Raw genomic sequence first — 15104 nt, 5'->3', positions numbered from 1 at the left:
CGATCTGGAAGGAGACGAGACTCGTCTACCGGTTCACGCGGGGGTTTCCAAGGGATTTTTCACCCCCAGCACCACGCGGTCGTGCGTCGACAGATCCTTGACCGTGCGAACCTCGGTGGCGCCCGCCTCGCGGAATAGGGCCTCGACGGCCTGGGACTGGTCGTAGCCGATCTCGACCGCGAACAGACCGCCCGGCTTGAGCACCCGCAGAATCTCCGGCGCCAGCTCGCGATAGGCGGCAAGGCCGTCGGGGCCGCCGTCCAGGGCCAGGCGCGGTTCGTGGTCGCGAACCTCGGGCTCCAGCGTGTCGATCACCTCGGTCGGAATATAGGGCGGGTTGGAGACGACGAGGTCGAAGCTGTCGCTGCCAAGGCCCGTGGTCCAGTCGCCGTGCAGCAGGGCCGCGCGGGTGTTGAGGTCGAGATTGGCGGCGTTCTCGCGCGCCACGGCGAGCGCCTCGCTGGAGGCGTCGACGCCCAGCCCCTTGGCCGCCGGCCGCTCGGCCAGCACCGCCAGGAGGATCGTGCCCGAGCCGACGCCGAGGTCCAGCATCGAGAAGGCCATGCTTTCCGGGAAGGCCTTCAGCACCTCGTCGACAATGACCTCGGTCTCGGGACGCGGGGTCAGGACGTTCTTGTTCACCTGCAGCAGGATCTTCCAGAAGCCCTTGCGGCCGATGATGTGGCTGACCGGCTCGCGGCGCGCGCGGCGCTCCAGATAGTCGTTCAGCGTGGCGATCTGCTCGGCGCTCAGCTCGCGATAAGGATCGGTGACGATTTCGGTTCGGGTGACGCCGGCGGCGACTTCCAGCATCAGGCGCGCGTCGATCGACGGCTGGTCGATGCCGGCGTCCTTGAGGCGATCCTTGGCGGCGGTCCAGGCTTTGACGAGAGTCAGGGTCATGCGCGGGGATTTAGCGCGTCGGCGGGCGGGTGGCGAGATTGAATGCGGTACCAGATTTTGGTATAAGCACCGTCATGGCGAGCAAGAACACCTCCGTCGTCCTGGGCGATCACTTCCAGGCGTTCATCGACAGCCAGGTCGCTGACGGGCGCTACGGCTCGGCCAGCGAAGTCATCCGCGCGGGGCTGAGGCTCCTCGAAGAGAACGAAGCGAAGCTCGCGGCCCTCCGCGCCGCCCTGATCGAAGGCGAGGAGAGCGGCTTTATCGAGGACTTCGACTTCGACGCCTTTATCGAGGAAAGGTCTAGGGCATCCGCTCCACAGGGGTTCCATGAGGAATGAAGCCCTATCGGCTATCCCGTCGCGCCAAAGCCGACCTCGATGACATCTGGACCTATTCGGAGCAGCGATGGGGCGTTGAACAAGCCGCCGACTACGCCCGTGAACTGCAGGCCACCATCGAGATGATCGCTGAACATCCGGGTATGGGACAGCCGGATGAAAACCTCCGTGCGGGCTACAGGCGATGCGCCAGCGGCTCGCACGTGGTCTTTTACCGCGTCGGCGTCCGGGTGGAGATTATCCGCGTGCTACACCAAAGCATGAACGCCAGGGCTCACCTTGGCTGATCACGCCACCGCATCCCCCTCGCGCACCGCGCCGCCCTGGGTGACGTTGAGATAGATGCCGCAGAACATGTGGCCGTAGTGGTCGAACAGCGCTTTCACCAGATCGATGTCGCGCTCGGCGCTGGTCGGATCCACGTGCGTGGCGGCGCAGCGGACGATGGGTTTGAGCACCACCGCCTTGGCCGCGCCGACGCTTAAGGTCTGGCCGGTCAGGTCGTTCTCGGCCCAGGCGGGCCAGCCCTCGACATAGAGATTGGCGCGGAAGCGCAACGGGTCCAGATCGCGCCCGACCTTGGCCGACAGGTCCCGCACGCTGGCCAGGTTGACGATCGAGACATAGCCGGACTTGCTGTCCATGAACCGGTGCGCGCCCGGCCCCTCGATCACCTTCAGCGGGCCTTGGGCGTCGTCACCGAGGAGGTCGGCCAGCCACGCCTCGAAACCGGCCCGCCCGGAAGCCTGGCGCAGGTCACCGGCGAAGTCGGCGCGGCCCAAGGCGCGGGCGGTGAGCACGCCGCTGGTCTCGTCAAAGGCGGTCCGCGCCCTGGCCACGGCCGGGATCTTGGCCAGCACCGTGAACTTCATCTTCGAGATGTGCGCCGGCGCCGCCGGATCAAACCCGCTGGGCCCGTCCTCGACCGCATAGAGCCGGTCGCAGGGAAAACAGGCCCCGGCCGCAAGGTCGGCGCGATCAAGCCGCTCGGGCGTGAAGCCCTTCACGGGGTGGCGGTACAGCGAGACGATGCGGGCTTCCATGGGGCGGACCATCGGCCGCGACTCAAGGTCTGGCAAGCGCGGTCTCCCCCCGGGGATCGATACCGGGGAATCGATTGTTGAACGGCCGGCGCACGGTCTAACTTGCCGGCCCTCGCCCTTTCGGAACCCGCCCATGCCGCTGCTGACGCTCTACCAGGACCACGAACTGGCCGATATCGCCGCTCTGGTGAACACCGCCTATCGCGGCGAGACGGCGACCCAGGGCTGGACCAGCGAGAGCGAGCTTTTGGGCGGCCAGCGCACCGATGAGGCGTCCTTGCGCGCAGACCTCGCCGCCAAGCCGGGCTCGACCCTGCTGACCTTCCGCGACACGGCCGACGCCAAGCCGTTCGCCTGCGCCTGGATCGAGCCGCAAGCCGACGATGTCTGGTACGTCGGCATGATCACCGTCTCGCCGCTGAAGCAGGCCGGGGGCCTGGGCAGGGCCATGCTGCAGACCTGCGAGGCCTATGCCCGCGCCCGCGGCGGCAAGGTCATGCGGATGACCGTGATCTCGGTCCGCGACACCCTGATCGCCTGGTACGAACGGCGCGGCTACCGCCTGACCGGCGAAACCCAGCCCTTCCCCTATGGCGACGCGCGCTTTGGCCTGCCGCAGCGCGATGACCTGGCGTTCGTGGTGATGGAGAAGGGGCTGTAGGGCCCCATTACCGAACCTTAAGTAGCTCCATACGGGCCGGCGCGGTCAGATGCCGCGTCTTAGGCTCTGGGGCTCTCCATGACGTTCAAGTTTCGCGCGGCGGCGCTGGCCGTTCTCGTGCTCGTCGCCGCCGGCGCGGCCCAGGCGGCGGTTACGCCCGTGCCCGTCGGCCAGCCGCTGGCCCGGTTCGACAAGCTCAAGCCCGCCACCCACCGCTACCTGCGCTACAAGCAGGTGGGCGACACCCTCACCCCGCTGGACGTCTGGACCCGCGAGATCCGCATCGAGCCCGACAAGGCCGGCGTCAAGCGGCTGCATATTGTCCAGCACTGGGACGGCGCGACGCCGGGGACGGTCAAGACCCTGGACAGCTGGTTCGAACTGGGCACGTTCCGCCCGTTCGCGCATGCGCGCCGCACCACCGGCAAGGACGGCGTGACCAAGATCGAGGGCTTCGACTTCAAGCCCGACCGGATCGTCGGCCTCAAGGACCTGGAGGGTAACAGCCAGGCCGCCTACGACGTGGCCTCGCCCGAGCCGACCTTCAATTTCGAGACTGACATGGAGCTGCTCCAGGCCCTGCCGCTGGCCAAGGGCTATGAGGCCAGGATCGTCTTCCACCACCCCGGCGGCGGCGCGCCCGCGCCCTATGTGTTCAAGGTGATCGGCTCGGAGGTGCTGACCAGCTCGTCCGGCGGCAAGATCGACTGCTGGGTGGTGACCACCGACTACAACCGCCCCGACTGGAAGCCCTCGACCTTCTGGCTGGCCAAGGACAGCCAGGTGGTGATCAAGAACGCCGCCCCCGCGCCGGACGGCTCGGTCTGGGTGAAGACGCTGTTGTGGTAGGCGGACGCGCGAGCGCGCCCAGCCTGTCGTCGTCACAGCCACAGCGATCTTGCAGATCGGCTGTCGCGAGCCGAAGGGACGAAGAATGCGTTTGATCTTGGTCGCCGGGATGGCGCTCAGCCTGCTCGGCTGCGGCGATCGGTCGGACGCCGCCAGCGTCGCCGACCCAGAACTGACCGCCGTCCTCGCCCGCTGGGACCAGGACGACAAGGCCGATCTCAAGGCGGTCGTTGTCATGCGGGACGGACAGGTCGTCGCCGAGCGCTACTTCAACGGCGAGACCGACAAGACCCTCCACGATGTCAGATCGGCGGGGAAGAGCGTCACGGCCCTGCTGGCGACCATCGCCGTCGATCGCGGCCTGATCTCATCGCTGGCCGACCCGGTTAAGACCTACTGGCCGCAAGCCGCGACCAGCGCGATCGGCGACGTCAGGCTGGACGATGTTCTCACCATGCGGTCGGGCCTCGCGGCGTTCGATGCGGACACGCCATCCCCTGGCGATGAGGACCGTCTCGACGAAGCGGCCGATCCTGTCGCCTTCACCCTAGGCGTGCCCAGGGCCCATACGCCCGGCGTCCACTACCGCTACAACTCCCTGACGGCCTATGTCGCCGGACTGGTGATCGAAAAGGCCGCTGGGCGCCCGATGTCCCGTTTCGCCGACGAGACATTGTTCAAGCCCCTGGGGATCGACGTCTGGCGGTGGGACGCGGATGTGGCGGGCCATACCAAGGGCCAGGGAAACCTCTGGCTGACCGCCCGCGATCTCGCGACGCTGGGCGAACTTGTCAGAGCGCGGGGCGTCTACAGGGGCCACCGGATCGTCAGTGAGGCCGGCGTCGACGCCATGCTGCAGCCTCGCCTCCAGATACCGCCCGAGGCTGACGATCCCTATGCCGACGCCTACGGCTACTTCTGGTACGCCAAGACCTACGATATCGGGTCCCGCAAGGTCCCGATCCGCTTCGCCTCCGGCAACGGCGGCAACAAGATCTACATCGCCCCGGACCAGCGCCTGGTGGTGGCGATAACCTCCAGCGCGTATGGACGCGGCTACGGACAACGCCGGTCCGAAGCTATCCTCAAGGCCATCCTGGAGGTGGAGAGCCGTTGAGGGCGGGCCTGCATCATGCGGCGGCGAACGCGGTCGGAGCCCGGCCCTTCAGCCCCCCCCGTCGCGCCACCGTCGCGTTCACCGCCTAAAGGGCCCGGCATGAGCAAAGTACGATCTCTGTCCATCGTCCTCGCGGCCTCGGTCCTTGCGAGCCTCCTGGCCGCCACGGCGTCGCAGGCGCAGAAGCCCGGCGGCGCGGTGTGGGTGATGAGCTACAACATCCGCTACGACAATCCCGACGACCGGCCCGACTGGCGGGCGCGGCGGGGGCCGATGGTCGAGCAGATCCGCTTCTTCGCGCCCGATATTCTGGGCCTGCAGGAGGCCTTGCCGGCGATGGTCGACGATCTGGCCGGCGGCTTGGCGGGATACGCCCGCTACGGGGTCGGCCGCGACGACGGCGCTGGGCGCGGCGAGACCACGACGATCCTCTATCGGGCCGAGCGGTTCCAGCGCGTGCTGGCCAAGACCTACTGGTGTTCGCCCACGCCCGACACGCCCAGCAAGGCCTATGACGCGGCCCTGCCCCGCACCTTTACGCGCCTGGTCCTCAAGGACCGGCGGACCGGCGTGACGTTCGATGTCCGCAATGCGCATCTGGACCATGTGGGCGCGGAGTCCCGGGCCAAATGCGCCGCCCAGATCCTGGCGCTCGCCCCCTGGCCGGGCGCGCGACTGATCACGCTGGGCGACTTCAACAGCGCGCCGGACGATGCGCCCTATCGCCTGCTGACCGCGCCGCAAGGCCCCTATCGCGACGCCCGCGCGGCCGCCTCCAGCGTGTTCTCGCCGTCGACGGGCACCTTCAACCGGTTCACGCCGGCGTCGATCGGCCCGCCCATCGACTACATCTTCGTGGACCGCCGCCTGAACGTCGCGCGCTTCGCCGTGCCGACCGATGTCGCCGACGCCGGCGTGATCTCGGACCACTTTCCGGTGCTGGCCGAGATCACGCTGTCGCCGCGCTCCCGCTCGGACTAGCGGGCCGCCGGCGTCAGCAGGTTCGGATCAATGAACTGGCGCGGCAGACCGGGGCCTTCGAAATAGGTGCCGAGCCAAGCGCCGCCGCCGCCGTTGAAGTACTCCACCCGCAGGGCGTGGCGGCCGGGCTGCAGGGTGATCTCGCCCTTGGCGGTGATCACCCCGTGGTCGCCGTCGTTGTCGACCACGGCTTTGCCGTCGACATAGAGCTTGCTGCCGTCGTCCGAGGCCAGGGCGAAGCGATAGGTCCCCGCCGTGTCGATCCGCAGATCGCCCTCGAACACCACCGCGACATTGTCCTCGCGCGGCAGGGGCACGCCGGCTAGGGCGACGTCCAGGGTCACGCCCGACGAGGCCGGCTGCAGACGCGAGAAGTCGGGAAGACGCACCGCCGGCTCGGGCAGCAGATAGGTCTTGTAGGTCACGCCGCGCGGCTGCGCCGCGTCTTGGCGCACGATGCGGAAATAGCCGGTGGCCGTGGCGCTGGCGGCCTTGCCGTCGACGAACAGGCCGGTGCGGACGATGGTGTTGCGCGTGATCTCGACCGGCGCGGCATAGCGCGGCGAGGCGGCCGTCGGGGTCGAGCCGTCGAGGGTGTAGCGGATCTCGCCCACCGTGTTGGGATTGCGCAGGGTCAGGCGGGCGTTGCGATCGACGAACAGGCCGCCCGGCGGGGTGTTGCCGTCGCCCGCAGGCTCGATCACCGGCGCCGCATACGAGCTGCTGAGCATATAGGTCTGGGGCGGCATCGGCGCGCCCTTGCCGATCGGCGTCACGGGCCGCCCGATCCAGGCGTAGGGCGGCTGCGCGCCCAGGAGCCACGCCGCCGTGGCCGGGGTGTCGAAGGTGTTGATCGGCAGGTTCAGTTGGCGGCCCGGCTGCACCGGCGCGCCATAGGCGATCCACGGAATCTCAAGCTCGGCCAGGGTCTCGCCGCCATGTCCCTTGCCCACGCCGCCATGGTCGGAGCTGATCAGGATGACCGTCCGGTCAGCGATGCCGGCCGCGACGGTCGCCTGGCGGATCCGTTCGATCAGGCGATCGGCCTTGGCCACGGAGTCATAGTATTTCGGCGTGCCGTGGCCATAGGCGTGTCCGGCGTGGTCGACATGGTCGAGGTGGACGAACAGGAACTTGGGCCGCTTGTCCTGAATGTAGCGCACGGCGAGGTCGGTGGTCTCGTCCTCGGTCTCGGCGCGCCGGTCATAGCTGACGAAACGGCGGTCATAGAGATTGCCAAAGCCGTCCCAGTGATAGATCGAGCCGATCTCCCAGGTCGGGTTCTGCTCGCGCAACACCTGGAAGATCGAGGGGTAGAAGCCGCCCGTCCCGATGACGGCGGTGGGGAAGTTGAACTCGCCGACATTCCAGTCGTTGCTGGTGACCCCATGCTGTTCGGGGCCCGCGCCGGTGATCATCGAGGCCCAGTTGGCGGCGCTGGTGGTGGGCATCACGCCCCGCGCGCGCAGGCTCCAGCTGCCTTGCTTCATCATCGCCCGCATCGTCGGCGTATCGGCCTTTTCGACGCCGTCGGGGCTCATGCCGTCGACGCCGATGATGATCACGTGCTCGGCGGGCGCCGCCCGGCGCGCGGTTTCGGGGGCGAGGCGAGCCTGGGCGGACGTCGCCGCCAGCAGGGTCAGGATCAAGGCGAGGGGGCGAAAGGCGGCTTTCATGACGGGCTCCGGGACCAGCGACCAGTCCGAGCCTCAAACGCACTTTGCGCCCCATCTGGTCTAGACCAGATTAGCGCCCGATGATTGCGGTTTTACGACTTCCGGCGACGCGCCATGGCTTTCGCCTAGATCACCGCCCGCGACCGCTCGCCCACCTCGCTGGACAGCGCGCCGGCGACGATCTCCAGGCCTCGGCGCAGCGTCTCGCGATCACCCACCGCGCCCAGGCAGATGCGGACGCCGCTTTCGTGGCCGGGTTCGACGACCGGGGCGTCGGGGGCGGTGACTTCGGCGCCGCCGCGCAGCGCGCGGCCGGCCAGGCGTTCGGCGTCGAGCTCACTCATCGGCAGCCAGATGTGCGGGGCCATCGGCGATTGCGGGGTCTCGACGGCCGCGCCCAGGATCTGGCGGGCCAGGGCCAGGCGCGCCCTGCCCTCGTCGCGCGTCTCGTCCAGGATGGCGTCGGCCGAGCCGTCCTCGATCCACTGGGTGGCGATCAGCCCGCCGAAGGCCGGCGGGGCATAGGCGACGACGCGCAGCGCCTCGACCGCACGCTCGAAGGTCTCGGCGGCCGGGGCCACCAGGAAACCGGCCCGCAGGCCCGGCGCCAGGGTCTTGGAGACGCCCGACACATGGAAGGTCCGCTCGGGCGCCAGCACCGCGAACGGCGGCGGCGCGTCCAGCGCATAGGCGCCGTAGATATCGTCCTCGATGATCGTCAGGTCATGGCGGCGGGCGATCTCGACGATCGCGTCACGGCGGGCGCGGCTCATGATCCGGCCGGTGGGATTCTGCAAGGTGGGCAGCACGGCCAGAACCCGCGCGCCGGTGGCGCGGATCGCCGCCTCCAGGGCGTCGGGGCGCAGGCCCTCGGCGTCCATCGGCAGGCCGCGCGTGCGCCAGCCGCCGTAGCGGGTCAGGGCTTTCAGGCCATGATAGGCCAGGGCCTCGGTCAGCAGCACGTCGCCGGGCCGCAGCACGCTGTTCAGCGCCACCGACAGCCCCTGCTGGGCGCCGGCGCAGCAGATCAGCCGCCGCCAGTCGACGCCCTCATAAGCGCTGGTGCGCGACAGCCAGGCCGCCCCGGCCCGCCGCTGCGACTCGTGCCCCGCCGGCGGGGCGTAGGCCAGGTGTTCGGAGAGATCGGCCCGGCGGCGCAGGCGGGCCAGGGCCTCGGCGATGCGGGACGCGGCGGCGGCGGCCGGCGCGATGTTCTGGGCCAGGTTGATCGGCCCTTCGCGCTCATAGGGGCGATGCTCGGCCGGCGCATTGACGAAGCTGCCCCGCCCGACATGGGCGCTGACCAGGCCCGCCTTCTCGGCCTCGACATAGGCGCGGGTGACGGTGCCCAGGCCCACGCCCAGGCGATAGGCCAGGTCCCGCTGTGGCGGCAGGCGCACGCCGGCCGCCAGGGCGCCCGAGGCGATGTCGGCGCGCAGGGCCGCCACCAGCCGCTCATAGAGTGGCGCGACGCCGGCGGGGATGACGGGTGTCCAGGTCGGGAGCACGCAAGAGTCCTATATTGTCATCATAACAATATGAGCTTTGACTCTCGATACAATCAAAATCATCACGGTGACATTCAAGCCCATTCTCCGAGACCAGGAGGCCCGAATGACTCCGGAACTGATGCTGGCCTATGTCGTGTTCTGCTTCGCCACGGCGGGCACGCCCGGCCCCAACAACATGATGCTGCTGGCCTCGGGCGCGAACTTCGGCTTCCGCCGCACGGTGCTGCACATCCTGGGGATCAGCAGCGGCCTGGGCTTCATGGTGCTGGCCATGGGGCTGGGCCTGGGCGGGGTGTTCCGAGCCTATCCGGTGCTGCACGAGATCCTCAAATGGGTCGGCGCGGCCTACATGCTGTGGCTGGCCTGGAAGATCGCCATGTCCAGCGCGGTCAGCGACAGGGACCTGGGCAAGCCGATGACCTTCCTGCAGGCGGCGGCCTTCCAATGGGTCAATCCCAAGGCCTGGGCCATGGCGCTGGGCGCGGTCACGACCTATGCGCCCGAGAACGCCGGCTGGACGATCGTGCCGCTGCTGGCGGGAACCTTCATGCTGGTGGGCGCGCCGTGCAGCGCCGCCTGGGCCGGCTTTGGCCAGGGCCTGCGGCCGTTCCTGGATCGCCCCGCGGTGCTGCGGACCTTCAACGTGACCATGGCCCTGCTGCTGGTGGCGTCGCTGTATCCGATGGTGACCCGCGGCGACCACCCCGCCCCGCGTTCGCAGCACGATGTGGCGGCCGTCGACCGCAAGGGCTGAGGCGACTGGACAGCGTGGCGAAAGCGTTCAACCTTGGGCTGACCCTAGTCGAGGCAGCCCCGTGACCGAACGCCTTCTTCACCGCCGCGCCCTCTTGACCGGCGCCCTGGGCCTAGCGCTGGCGCCCGCCCTGACCCCGACCCTGGCGCGCGCGGCGGCGACCACCACCACGATCACCGTCGGCGATCGCGAGCTGGCGCTCAGCGTGTTCCGTCCGGCAAAGCCCAAGGGCGTGATCGTGTTCTCGCACGGCGCGGGCGGCTCGCCGGAGGCCTACGCCACCTTGCTGGAGACCTGGAGCCAAGCGGGGTTCCTGGTCGTCGCGCCGCTGCACGTCGACTCCCAGAAGCATCCCCGCAAGGCCCAGTACAATCTGCGCTCGGCCTTCCCGCTGCGCATCGCCGATGTCGGCGCGGCGGGCGGCTGGGCGGGGAGCGTGGCGCCCGACCTGCCGCTGGCCTATGCGGGGCACTCGTACGGCGCGCTGACCTCGCAGATGCGCGGCGGCGCCCTGGAAGCGATGATCCCGGCCCGCGATCCCAAGGCCAAGGCCGCGCTGTGCTTCTCCAGCCCCGGAACCATCCAGGGCCTGATGGGGCCGACCGCCTTCCAGACTCTGAACACCCCCACCCTGATGCTGACGGGCGAGCAGGACGTGCTGCCGGGCCTGGCCCCAAACTGGCGCGACCATCTGCGGGCGGTCGAGGAAAGCCCCGCCGGCGGCAAGTACGCCTGGATCGGCAAGAGCGTCGATCACGGGCTGGCGCACAATCCCCAGCACCCCGCCTTCGCCGAGGCCTCGGCCCTCAGCGTCACGTTCCTGAAGGCCCATCTGCTGGGCGACGCCAAGGCCAAGGCCGCGCTGGAGGCCAAGACCTCGACGGACACGGCGTCCTTCTGGCGGCGCTAGCGCGAAGCGCCCCCTTCCCCGCAAGCGGGGCAGGAGGGTGGTTGCGTTCTCCTCACCCGTGAAACGGGGGAGGTGGATCGGCGCGAAGCGACGAGACGGAGGGGGCGTCCCTTAGGCCACCGCCGCCAGGTGCATGCGGCCGCCCTCGTCGACGATGGCGTCGATCGCGTCGGCGGTCACCGGGGCGCTGAACAGGAAGCCCTGGGCCTGGACACAGCCGATCTCCTGCAGCTGCTCGCGCTGCTGGTTGGTCTCGACGCCCTCGGCGATGACCGACAGGTGCAGGGCCTTGGCCAGGCGGACGATCGCCGCGACCACGGCGCCGGCCTCCTTGTCGCCGCCCAGCGGGGTGATGAAGCTGCGGTCGATCTTGATCTTGTCGATCGGATAGCGCCGCAGATAGCTGAGCGAGCTGTAGCCGGTGCCAAAGTCGTCCAACGCCAGCGAGAAGCCCATGGCCCGCAGGCGGCCGATGGCCTGGTGCGTCACCTCGTCGTCGCCCAGCAGCGCGCCTTCGGTGATCTCCAGCTCGATCTTGTCGGCGCGGGCGCCGGTCTCGGCCAGGATCTCGCCGACGAGATCGGGGAACCCGACCTGGCGCATCTGCAGAGCCGAGACGTTCACCGCCACCTTCAGGTGCTTCCAGCGCAGGCTGTCGGTGAAGGCGCGGCGCATGATCAGCCGGCCCAGGTCGTCGATCAGCCCGCAATCCTCGGCCAACGGCACGAAGGCCGCCGGCGAGATCGCGCCCTTTTCGGGGTGAGTCCAGCGGGCCAGGGCCTCGACGCCCAGCACCTTGCCCGCCGCGTCGACCTGCGGCTGGTAGGCGACCCAGACGCCGCCGTCCTTCATCGCCTTGCGCAGGTCGGCTTCCAGCCCGCGCCGGGCCTTCAGCGCCGCGTCCATCTCGGCCTCGAAGAAGCAATAGCGTCCGCGGCCCTCGTCCTTGGCGCGGTACATGGCCACGTCGGCCCGCCGCGCAGCCTCGACCGCGCCGACATAGGCCTCGTCCGGCGTGATGATGGCCACGCCGACCGAACCGCCGACAAACACCGTGCCGCACGACAGGTCGACCGGAGCGCCCATCGCCGCGACCAGCCGCTCGGCCAGGGCGGCCGCGCCATTGGGATCGATATCGACCGCGACGACGCCAAACTCGTCACCGCCCAGTCGCGCCAGGGTCTCGCTGGCGCGGCACAGGCCCGCCAGACGCGCGCCGATCACCTGGATCAGCTCGTCCCCGGCGGCATGGCCGTGGGTGTCGTTGACCGCCTTGAAGCGATCCAGATCGATGGCCAGCACCGCCAGCGCCCCGCGTCGACGCGACAGGCCATCGACGCCTTGCCGCAGCCGCTCCTCGAACAGCACGCGATTGGGCAGGCCGGTCAGGGCGTCGTGCATGGCCATGTGCTTGGCGCGCGCCTCGCTGGCGACCAGCCCCTCGGCGATCCGCCGGCTGCGACGGGCGAAGATCAAGGCCACCGCGGCCAGACCGCCCACCGCCAGCAGGATCGGAACCACGGCCTTGCGCAGGAGGCGCTGACCCGGATGCGGCGGGGTCCAGTCCAGGGTCGCGACGACCTTGCCGGCGTGGTCGCGCAACGGCACGTGGGCGTCATCGGCGTCAGGCCGCATGTCGCCCCTGTGCAGATGGATGCCGGCCAGCAGGAACCGGCTGGCGAAGACCTCCAGGAACACTGCGTCCAGCTTGAGGGCGGTGACGACCACCGGCGCGCGCGCCTGGCGAATGACCGCGGTTCCGAAGTCGGGCTGCACCAGGCTGGCCGTGACGACATAGACCTCGCCGTCGATGGCCTCGATGGCGCTGGCCTGCAGCGGCGAGGAGACCATGCCGCCATCGGCGCGCGGCCCGGTGACGCGCGGACGTCGCGCCTCGCCGGCGCGCACCTTGGCGATCAGCGGCTTGAAGTTGGTGACGTGGCGCTCGTAGTCGGCCGCCGTGGCCGACTTGCCGACGCGGGCGTTGAACACCGGACGATCCTCGTGATTGACCACGAAGATCATGTCGAAGCCGCCCTGCCCGATCAGATAGGCGCTGATATTGTCGGCCGCCCAGGCCGGATCGAACCGGTTGTCGAGGTTCTTGACCGCTTCATCCCAGAAAACCTGCGGCGCGACGATCCGCTGCAGATCGGCGACCTTGGCGTCGACGCCGCGCTGGACCAGCTGTTGTTCGTGGCGAAGCGCGTCACGATCGACGCGCTCGGCGATCATGAACAGCACGGCCACCAGCACGCCAACCGTCAGCAGCGCCATGGCCGCCAGCGGCGCGGAAAGTCGGGCCTCGACACCCTTCATCGTCACGAACGTCCAATGCCGCAGGAAAAGACAGACCCTGTTCTTGCAGGGCATCACTAAGCTTGACCTAACGCCTCGTGAGACAACGTGTCGCACGCACGCGGCGTGATCGGCGCGCCGATCGCGGGGGAACATTCCCTTCGGCGGGGAAAGGCTCTAGAGAGACCGACCGTTCTCTCCAGACTTGTGACACGACCTTGCGACTGCCCCAGGCCCGCCTCGACCAGGTTCTCGACCGTTTCCGTGAAGTGGAGGCGCGCATGGGCGCGGCCACCGACGGCGCCGAGATCGTCAAGCTCTCCAAGGAGCACGCCGAGCTGCGCCCCGTGGCCGAGGCCGTCGAGCGGCTGGCCAAGCTGAGCGCCGAGCGCGCCGAGCTGGACGTCATGGCGTCCGATCCCGAGATGGCCGAGATGGTCCGCGACGAGATTCAGGCGCTGGACGAAAAGCTGCCCGTGCTGGAGCGGGAGCTGGCCCTGATGCTGGCGCCCAAGGACAAGGACGAGAACGCCTCGGCCATCCTGGAAGTGCGGGCCGGCACCGGCGGCGACGAGGCGGCCCTGTTCGCCGGCGACCTCTTCCGCATGTACCAGCGCTACGCCCAGACCCAGGGCTGGCGCGTCGAGGTCGACAGCATCTCGGAAGGCGAAATGGGCGGCTTCAAGGAAATCGTCGCCTCGATCACCGGCGACGGCGTGTTCGGCCGGCTGAAGTTCGAAAGCGGCGTGCACCGGGTGCAGCGCGTGCCGGCCACCGAAGCCCAAGGCCGCATCCACACCTCGGCCGCCACCGTCGCGGTGCTGCCCGAGGCCGAGGACGTCGAGATCGAGATCAAGGAAAGCGACCTGCGGATCGACACCTATCGCTCGTCGGGCGCGGGCGGTCAGCACGTCAACAAGACCGACTCGGCCGTGCGCATCACCCACTTGCCCACCGGCGTGGTGGTGACCAGCTCGGAAAAGAGCCAGCACCAGAACCGCGCCCGGGCCATGAAGAACCTTAAGGCCCGCCTCTACGACATGCAGCGCGAGGCGCTCGACAGCGCCCGCTCCGAGGCCCGCAAGAGCCAGGTCGGCAGCGGCGATCGTTCCGAGCGCATCCGCACCTACAACTTCCCGCAGGGCCGGGTGACCGACCACCGCATCAACCTGACGCTCTACAATCTGTCGCGGATCATGGAGGGCGACGCCCTGGACGACGTGATCAACCCGCTGATCGCCGAGGACCAGGCCGAGCGTCTGGCCAGCCTCGAAGAGAGCTTTAGCTGATGGCTTGGACCCGCCCCTATGACGAGGCCGAGCCTCAGCGGGTCAACAAGTGGCTGGCCCAGAGCGGCGTGTGCTCGCGCCGCGAGGCCGAGCAGCTGATCAGCGACGGCCTCGTCTCGATCGACGGCGAGGTCGTGGAAGACGTCGGCCGCAAGATCCTGCCCGGCCAGACCCTGACCCTGGCCGATCGCGCCACCGCCAAGCTGGACGCCGTCCCGACCTATCTGGTTCACAAGCCGCGCGGCGTGGTCTCCTCGCAACCGGATCCGGGCCAGGTGCCCGCCGCGCGCCTGCTGACGCGGGCCAACCTCTGGGGTCCGGCCCAGGGCGTGGCGATCCCGCAGTCGGGCGACCTGATCCCGCCGATCGGGCGCCTGGACAAGGACTCGCGCGGGCTTCTGCTGCTGTCGCAGGACGGCGTGGTGGCCAAGGCCGTGATCGGCCCGCAGTCGGAGCTGGAAAAGGAATACCGCGTCGCGGTGATGGGCGACCTCACCGAGGAAAAACTCGAGCTCCTGCGCTTTGGCCTGGAGCTGGACGGCCGCGAACTGCGCCCCGCCGAGGTCGAGGTCATCTCCGACCAGCGCCTGAGCTTCGTCCTGCGCGAAGGCCGCAACCGCCAGATCCGCCGGATGTGCGAGCTGGTGGACCTCAAGGTCGTCGACCTGTTCCGCGTCCGCGTCGGCCCGCTGGACCTGGGCGACATGCCCGAAGGCCACTGGCGCTTACTGACGGCGGCCGAGCGCGCGGCGCTGGTGGCGGGTTAGGGGT

The 15104-nt window shown here is 69.2% G+C and carries 14 protein-coding genes and 1 pseudogene; 10 read left to right on the top strand and 5 right to left on the bottom strand.

Going from position 1 to position 15104, the window contains the following annotated elements; translation table 11 throughout:
• Positions 1 to 33 precede the first annotated feature (33 nt).
• On the bottom strand, positions 34 to 903 hold the full coding sequence (prmC, locus tag CA606_RS04240) for a peptide chain release factor N(5)-glutamine methyltransferase (protein WP_096052246.1): 870 nt from the start codon (positions 901 to 903) through the stop codon (positions 34 to 36).
• A gap of 74 nt (positions 904 to 977) precedes the next feature.
• On the opposite strand from prmC, the gene CA606_RS04235 reads away from it, so the two are divergent.
• Both CA606_RS04235 and CA606_RS04230 read left to right on the top strand, forming a co-directional pair.
• Positions 978 to 1244, top strand: a complete 267-nt coding sequence (locus tag CA606_RS04235) for a type II toxin-antitoxin system ParD family antitoxin (protein ID WP_010918759.1) — start codon at positions 978 to 980, stop codon at positions 1242 to 1244.
• Positions 1241 to 1531, top strand: coding sequence for a type II toxin-antitoxin system RelE/ParE family toxin (locus tag CA606_RS04230; RefSeq protein ID WP_010918758.1), 291 nt, complete (start codon positions 1241 to 1243; stop codon positions 1529 to 1531). The genes CA606_RS04235 and CA606_RS04230 overlap by 4 nt, the downstream gene beginning before the upstream one ends.
• On the opposite strand, the gene CA606_RS04225 is transcribed toward CA606_RS04230, so the two are convergent.
• Positions 1532 to 2287 carry an MOSC domain-containing protein gene (locus tag CA606_RS04225; RefSeq protein WP_096053878.1) on the bottom strand — a complete coding sequence of 252 codons (756 nt, stop codon included), beginning with the start codon at positions 2285 to 2287 and terminating at the stop codon, positions 1532 to 1534. It abuts the gene before it with no gap.
• 133 nt (positions 2288 to 2420) lie between these two features.
• Between CA606_RS04225 and CA606_RS04220 the strand changes: the two genes are divergently transcribed.
• From CA606_RS04220 to CA606_RS04205, 4 genes and pseudogenes are all read left to right on the top strand, one after another.
• Positions 2421 to 2948, top strand: coding sequence for a GNAT family N-acetyltransferase (locus CA606_RS04220; protein ID WP_096052247.1), 528 nt, complete (start codon positions 2421 to 2423; stop codon positions 2946 to 2948).
• A 78-nt stretch (positions 2949 to 3026) separates the two neighbouring features.
• Positions 3027 to 3158, top strand: a pseudogene (locus CA606_RS19890) (hypothetical protein); the annotation flags it as partial.
• Between the two features lie 688 nt (positions 3159 to 3846).
• Complete coding sequence (locus CA606_RS04210; protein WP_181242782.1) at positions 3847 to 4914, top strand: serine hydrolase domain-containing protein; 1068 nt, start codon at positions 3847 to 3849, stop codon at positions 4912 to 4914.
• A 99-nt stretch (positions 4915 to 5013) separates the two neighbouring features.
• Positions 5014 to 5895 (top strand): endonuclease/exonuclease/phosphatase family protein, encoded by an 882-nt coding sequence (locus CA606_RS04205; protein ID WP_096052249.1) that lies wholly within the window; start codon positions 5014 to 5016, stop codon positions 5893 to 5895.
• Here the strand turns inward: CA606_RS04205 and CA606_RS04200 are convergent.
• Together CA606_RS04200 and CA606_RS04195 are read right to left on the bottom strand one after the other, a co-directional pair.
• A complete protein-coding gene (locus CA606_RS04200) occupies positions 5892 to 7571 on the bottom strand; it encodes an alkaline phosphatase family protein (RefSeq protein ID WP_096052250.1) in 1680 nt (559 codons plus the stop codon). The two genes, CA606_RS04205 and CA606_RS04200, sit on opposite strands and share 4 nt — an antisense overlap.
• Positions 7572 to 7696: 125 nt before the next feature.
• The gene (locus CA606_RS04195) at positions 7697 to 9079 is read right to left on the bottom strand and encodes a PLP-dependent aminotransferase family protein (RefSeq protein ID WP_096052251.1); all 1383 of its coding nucleotides are present in this window, start codon (positions 9077 to 9079) and stop codon (positions 7697 to 7699) included.
• Positions 9080 to 9185: 106 nt separating this feature from the next.
• Here CA606_RS04195 and CA606_RS04190 point away from each other — a divergent pair, with 106 nt between their 5' ends.
• Both CA606_RS04190 and CA606_RS04185 read left to right on the top strand, forming a co-directional pair.
• Entirely contained in the window at positions 9186 to 9836 is a 651-nt protein-coding gene (locus tag CA606_RS04190) for a LysE family translocator (RefSeq protein WP_096052252.1), read from the top strand.
• A gap of 61 nt (positions 9837 to 9897) precedes the next feature.
• Entirely contained in the window at positions 9898 to 10746 is an 849-nt protein-coding gene (locus CA606_RS04185; RefSeq protein ID WP_096052253.1) for an alpha/beta hydrolase family protein, read from the top strand.
• Between the two features lie 111 nt (positions 10747 to 10857).
• Here the strand turns inward: CA606_RS04185 and CA606_RS04180 are convergent, their stop codons facing one another.
• A complete protein-coding gene (locus tag CA606_RS04180; protein ID WP_096053880.1) occupies positions 10858 to 13065 on the bottom strand; it encodes a putative bifunctional diguanylate cyclase/phosphodiesterase in 2208 nt (735 codons plus the stop codon).
• Positions 13066 to 13262: 197 nt separating this feature from the next.
• Here CA606_RS04180 and prfA point away from each other — a divergent pair, with 197 nt between their 5' ends.
• Entirely contained in the window at positions 13263 to 14333 is a 1071-nt protein-coding gene (gene prfA / locus CA606_RS04175; protein ID WP_096052254.1) for a peptide chain release factor 1, read from the top strand.
• Positions 14333 to 15100, top strand: a complete 768-nt coding sequence (locus CA606_RS04170) for a pseudouridine synthase (protein WP_096052255.1) — start codon at positions 14333 to 14335, stop codon at positions 15098 to 15100. The genes prfA and CA606_RS04170 overlap by 1 nt, the downstream gene beginning before the upstream one ends.
• Positions 15101 to 15104 lie beyond the last annotated feature (4 nt).

The organism is Caulobacter vibrioides (assembly GCF_002310375.3).
Taxonomy (GTDB): domain Bacteria; phylum Pseudomonadota; class Alphaproteobacteria; order Caulobacterales; family Caulobacteraceae; genus Caulobacter; species Caulobacter vibrioides_D.
The sequence above is the reverse complement of the archived record's forward strand: the minus strand, read 5'-3'. Positions and strand labels throughout refer to the sequence as shown.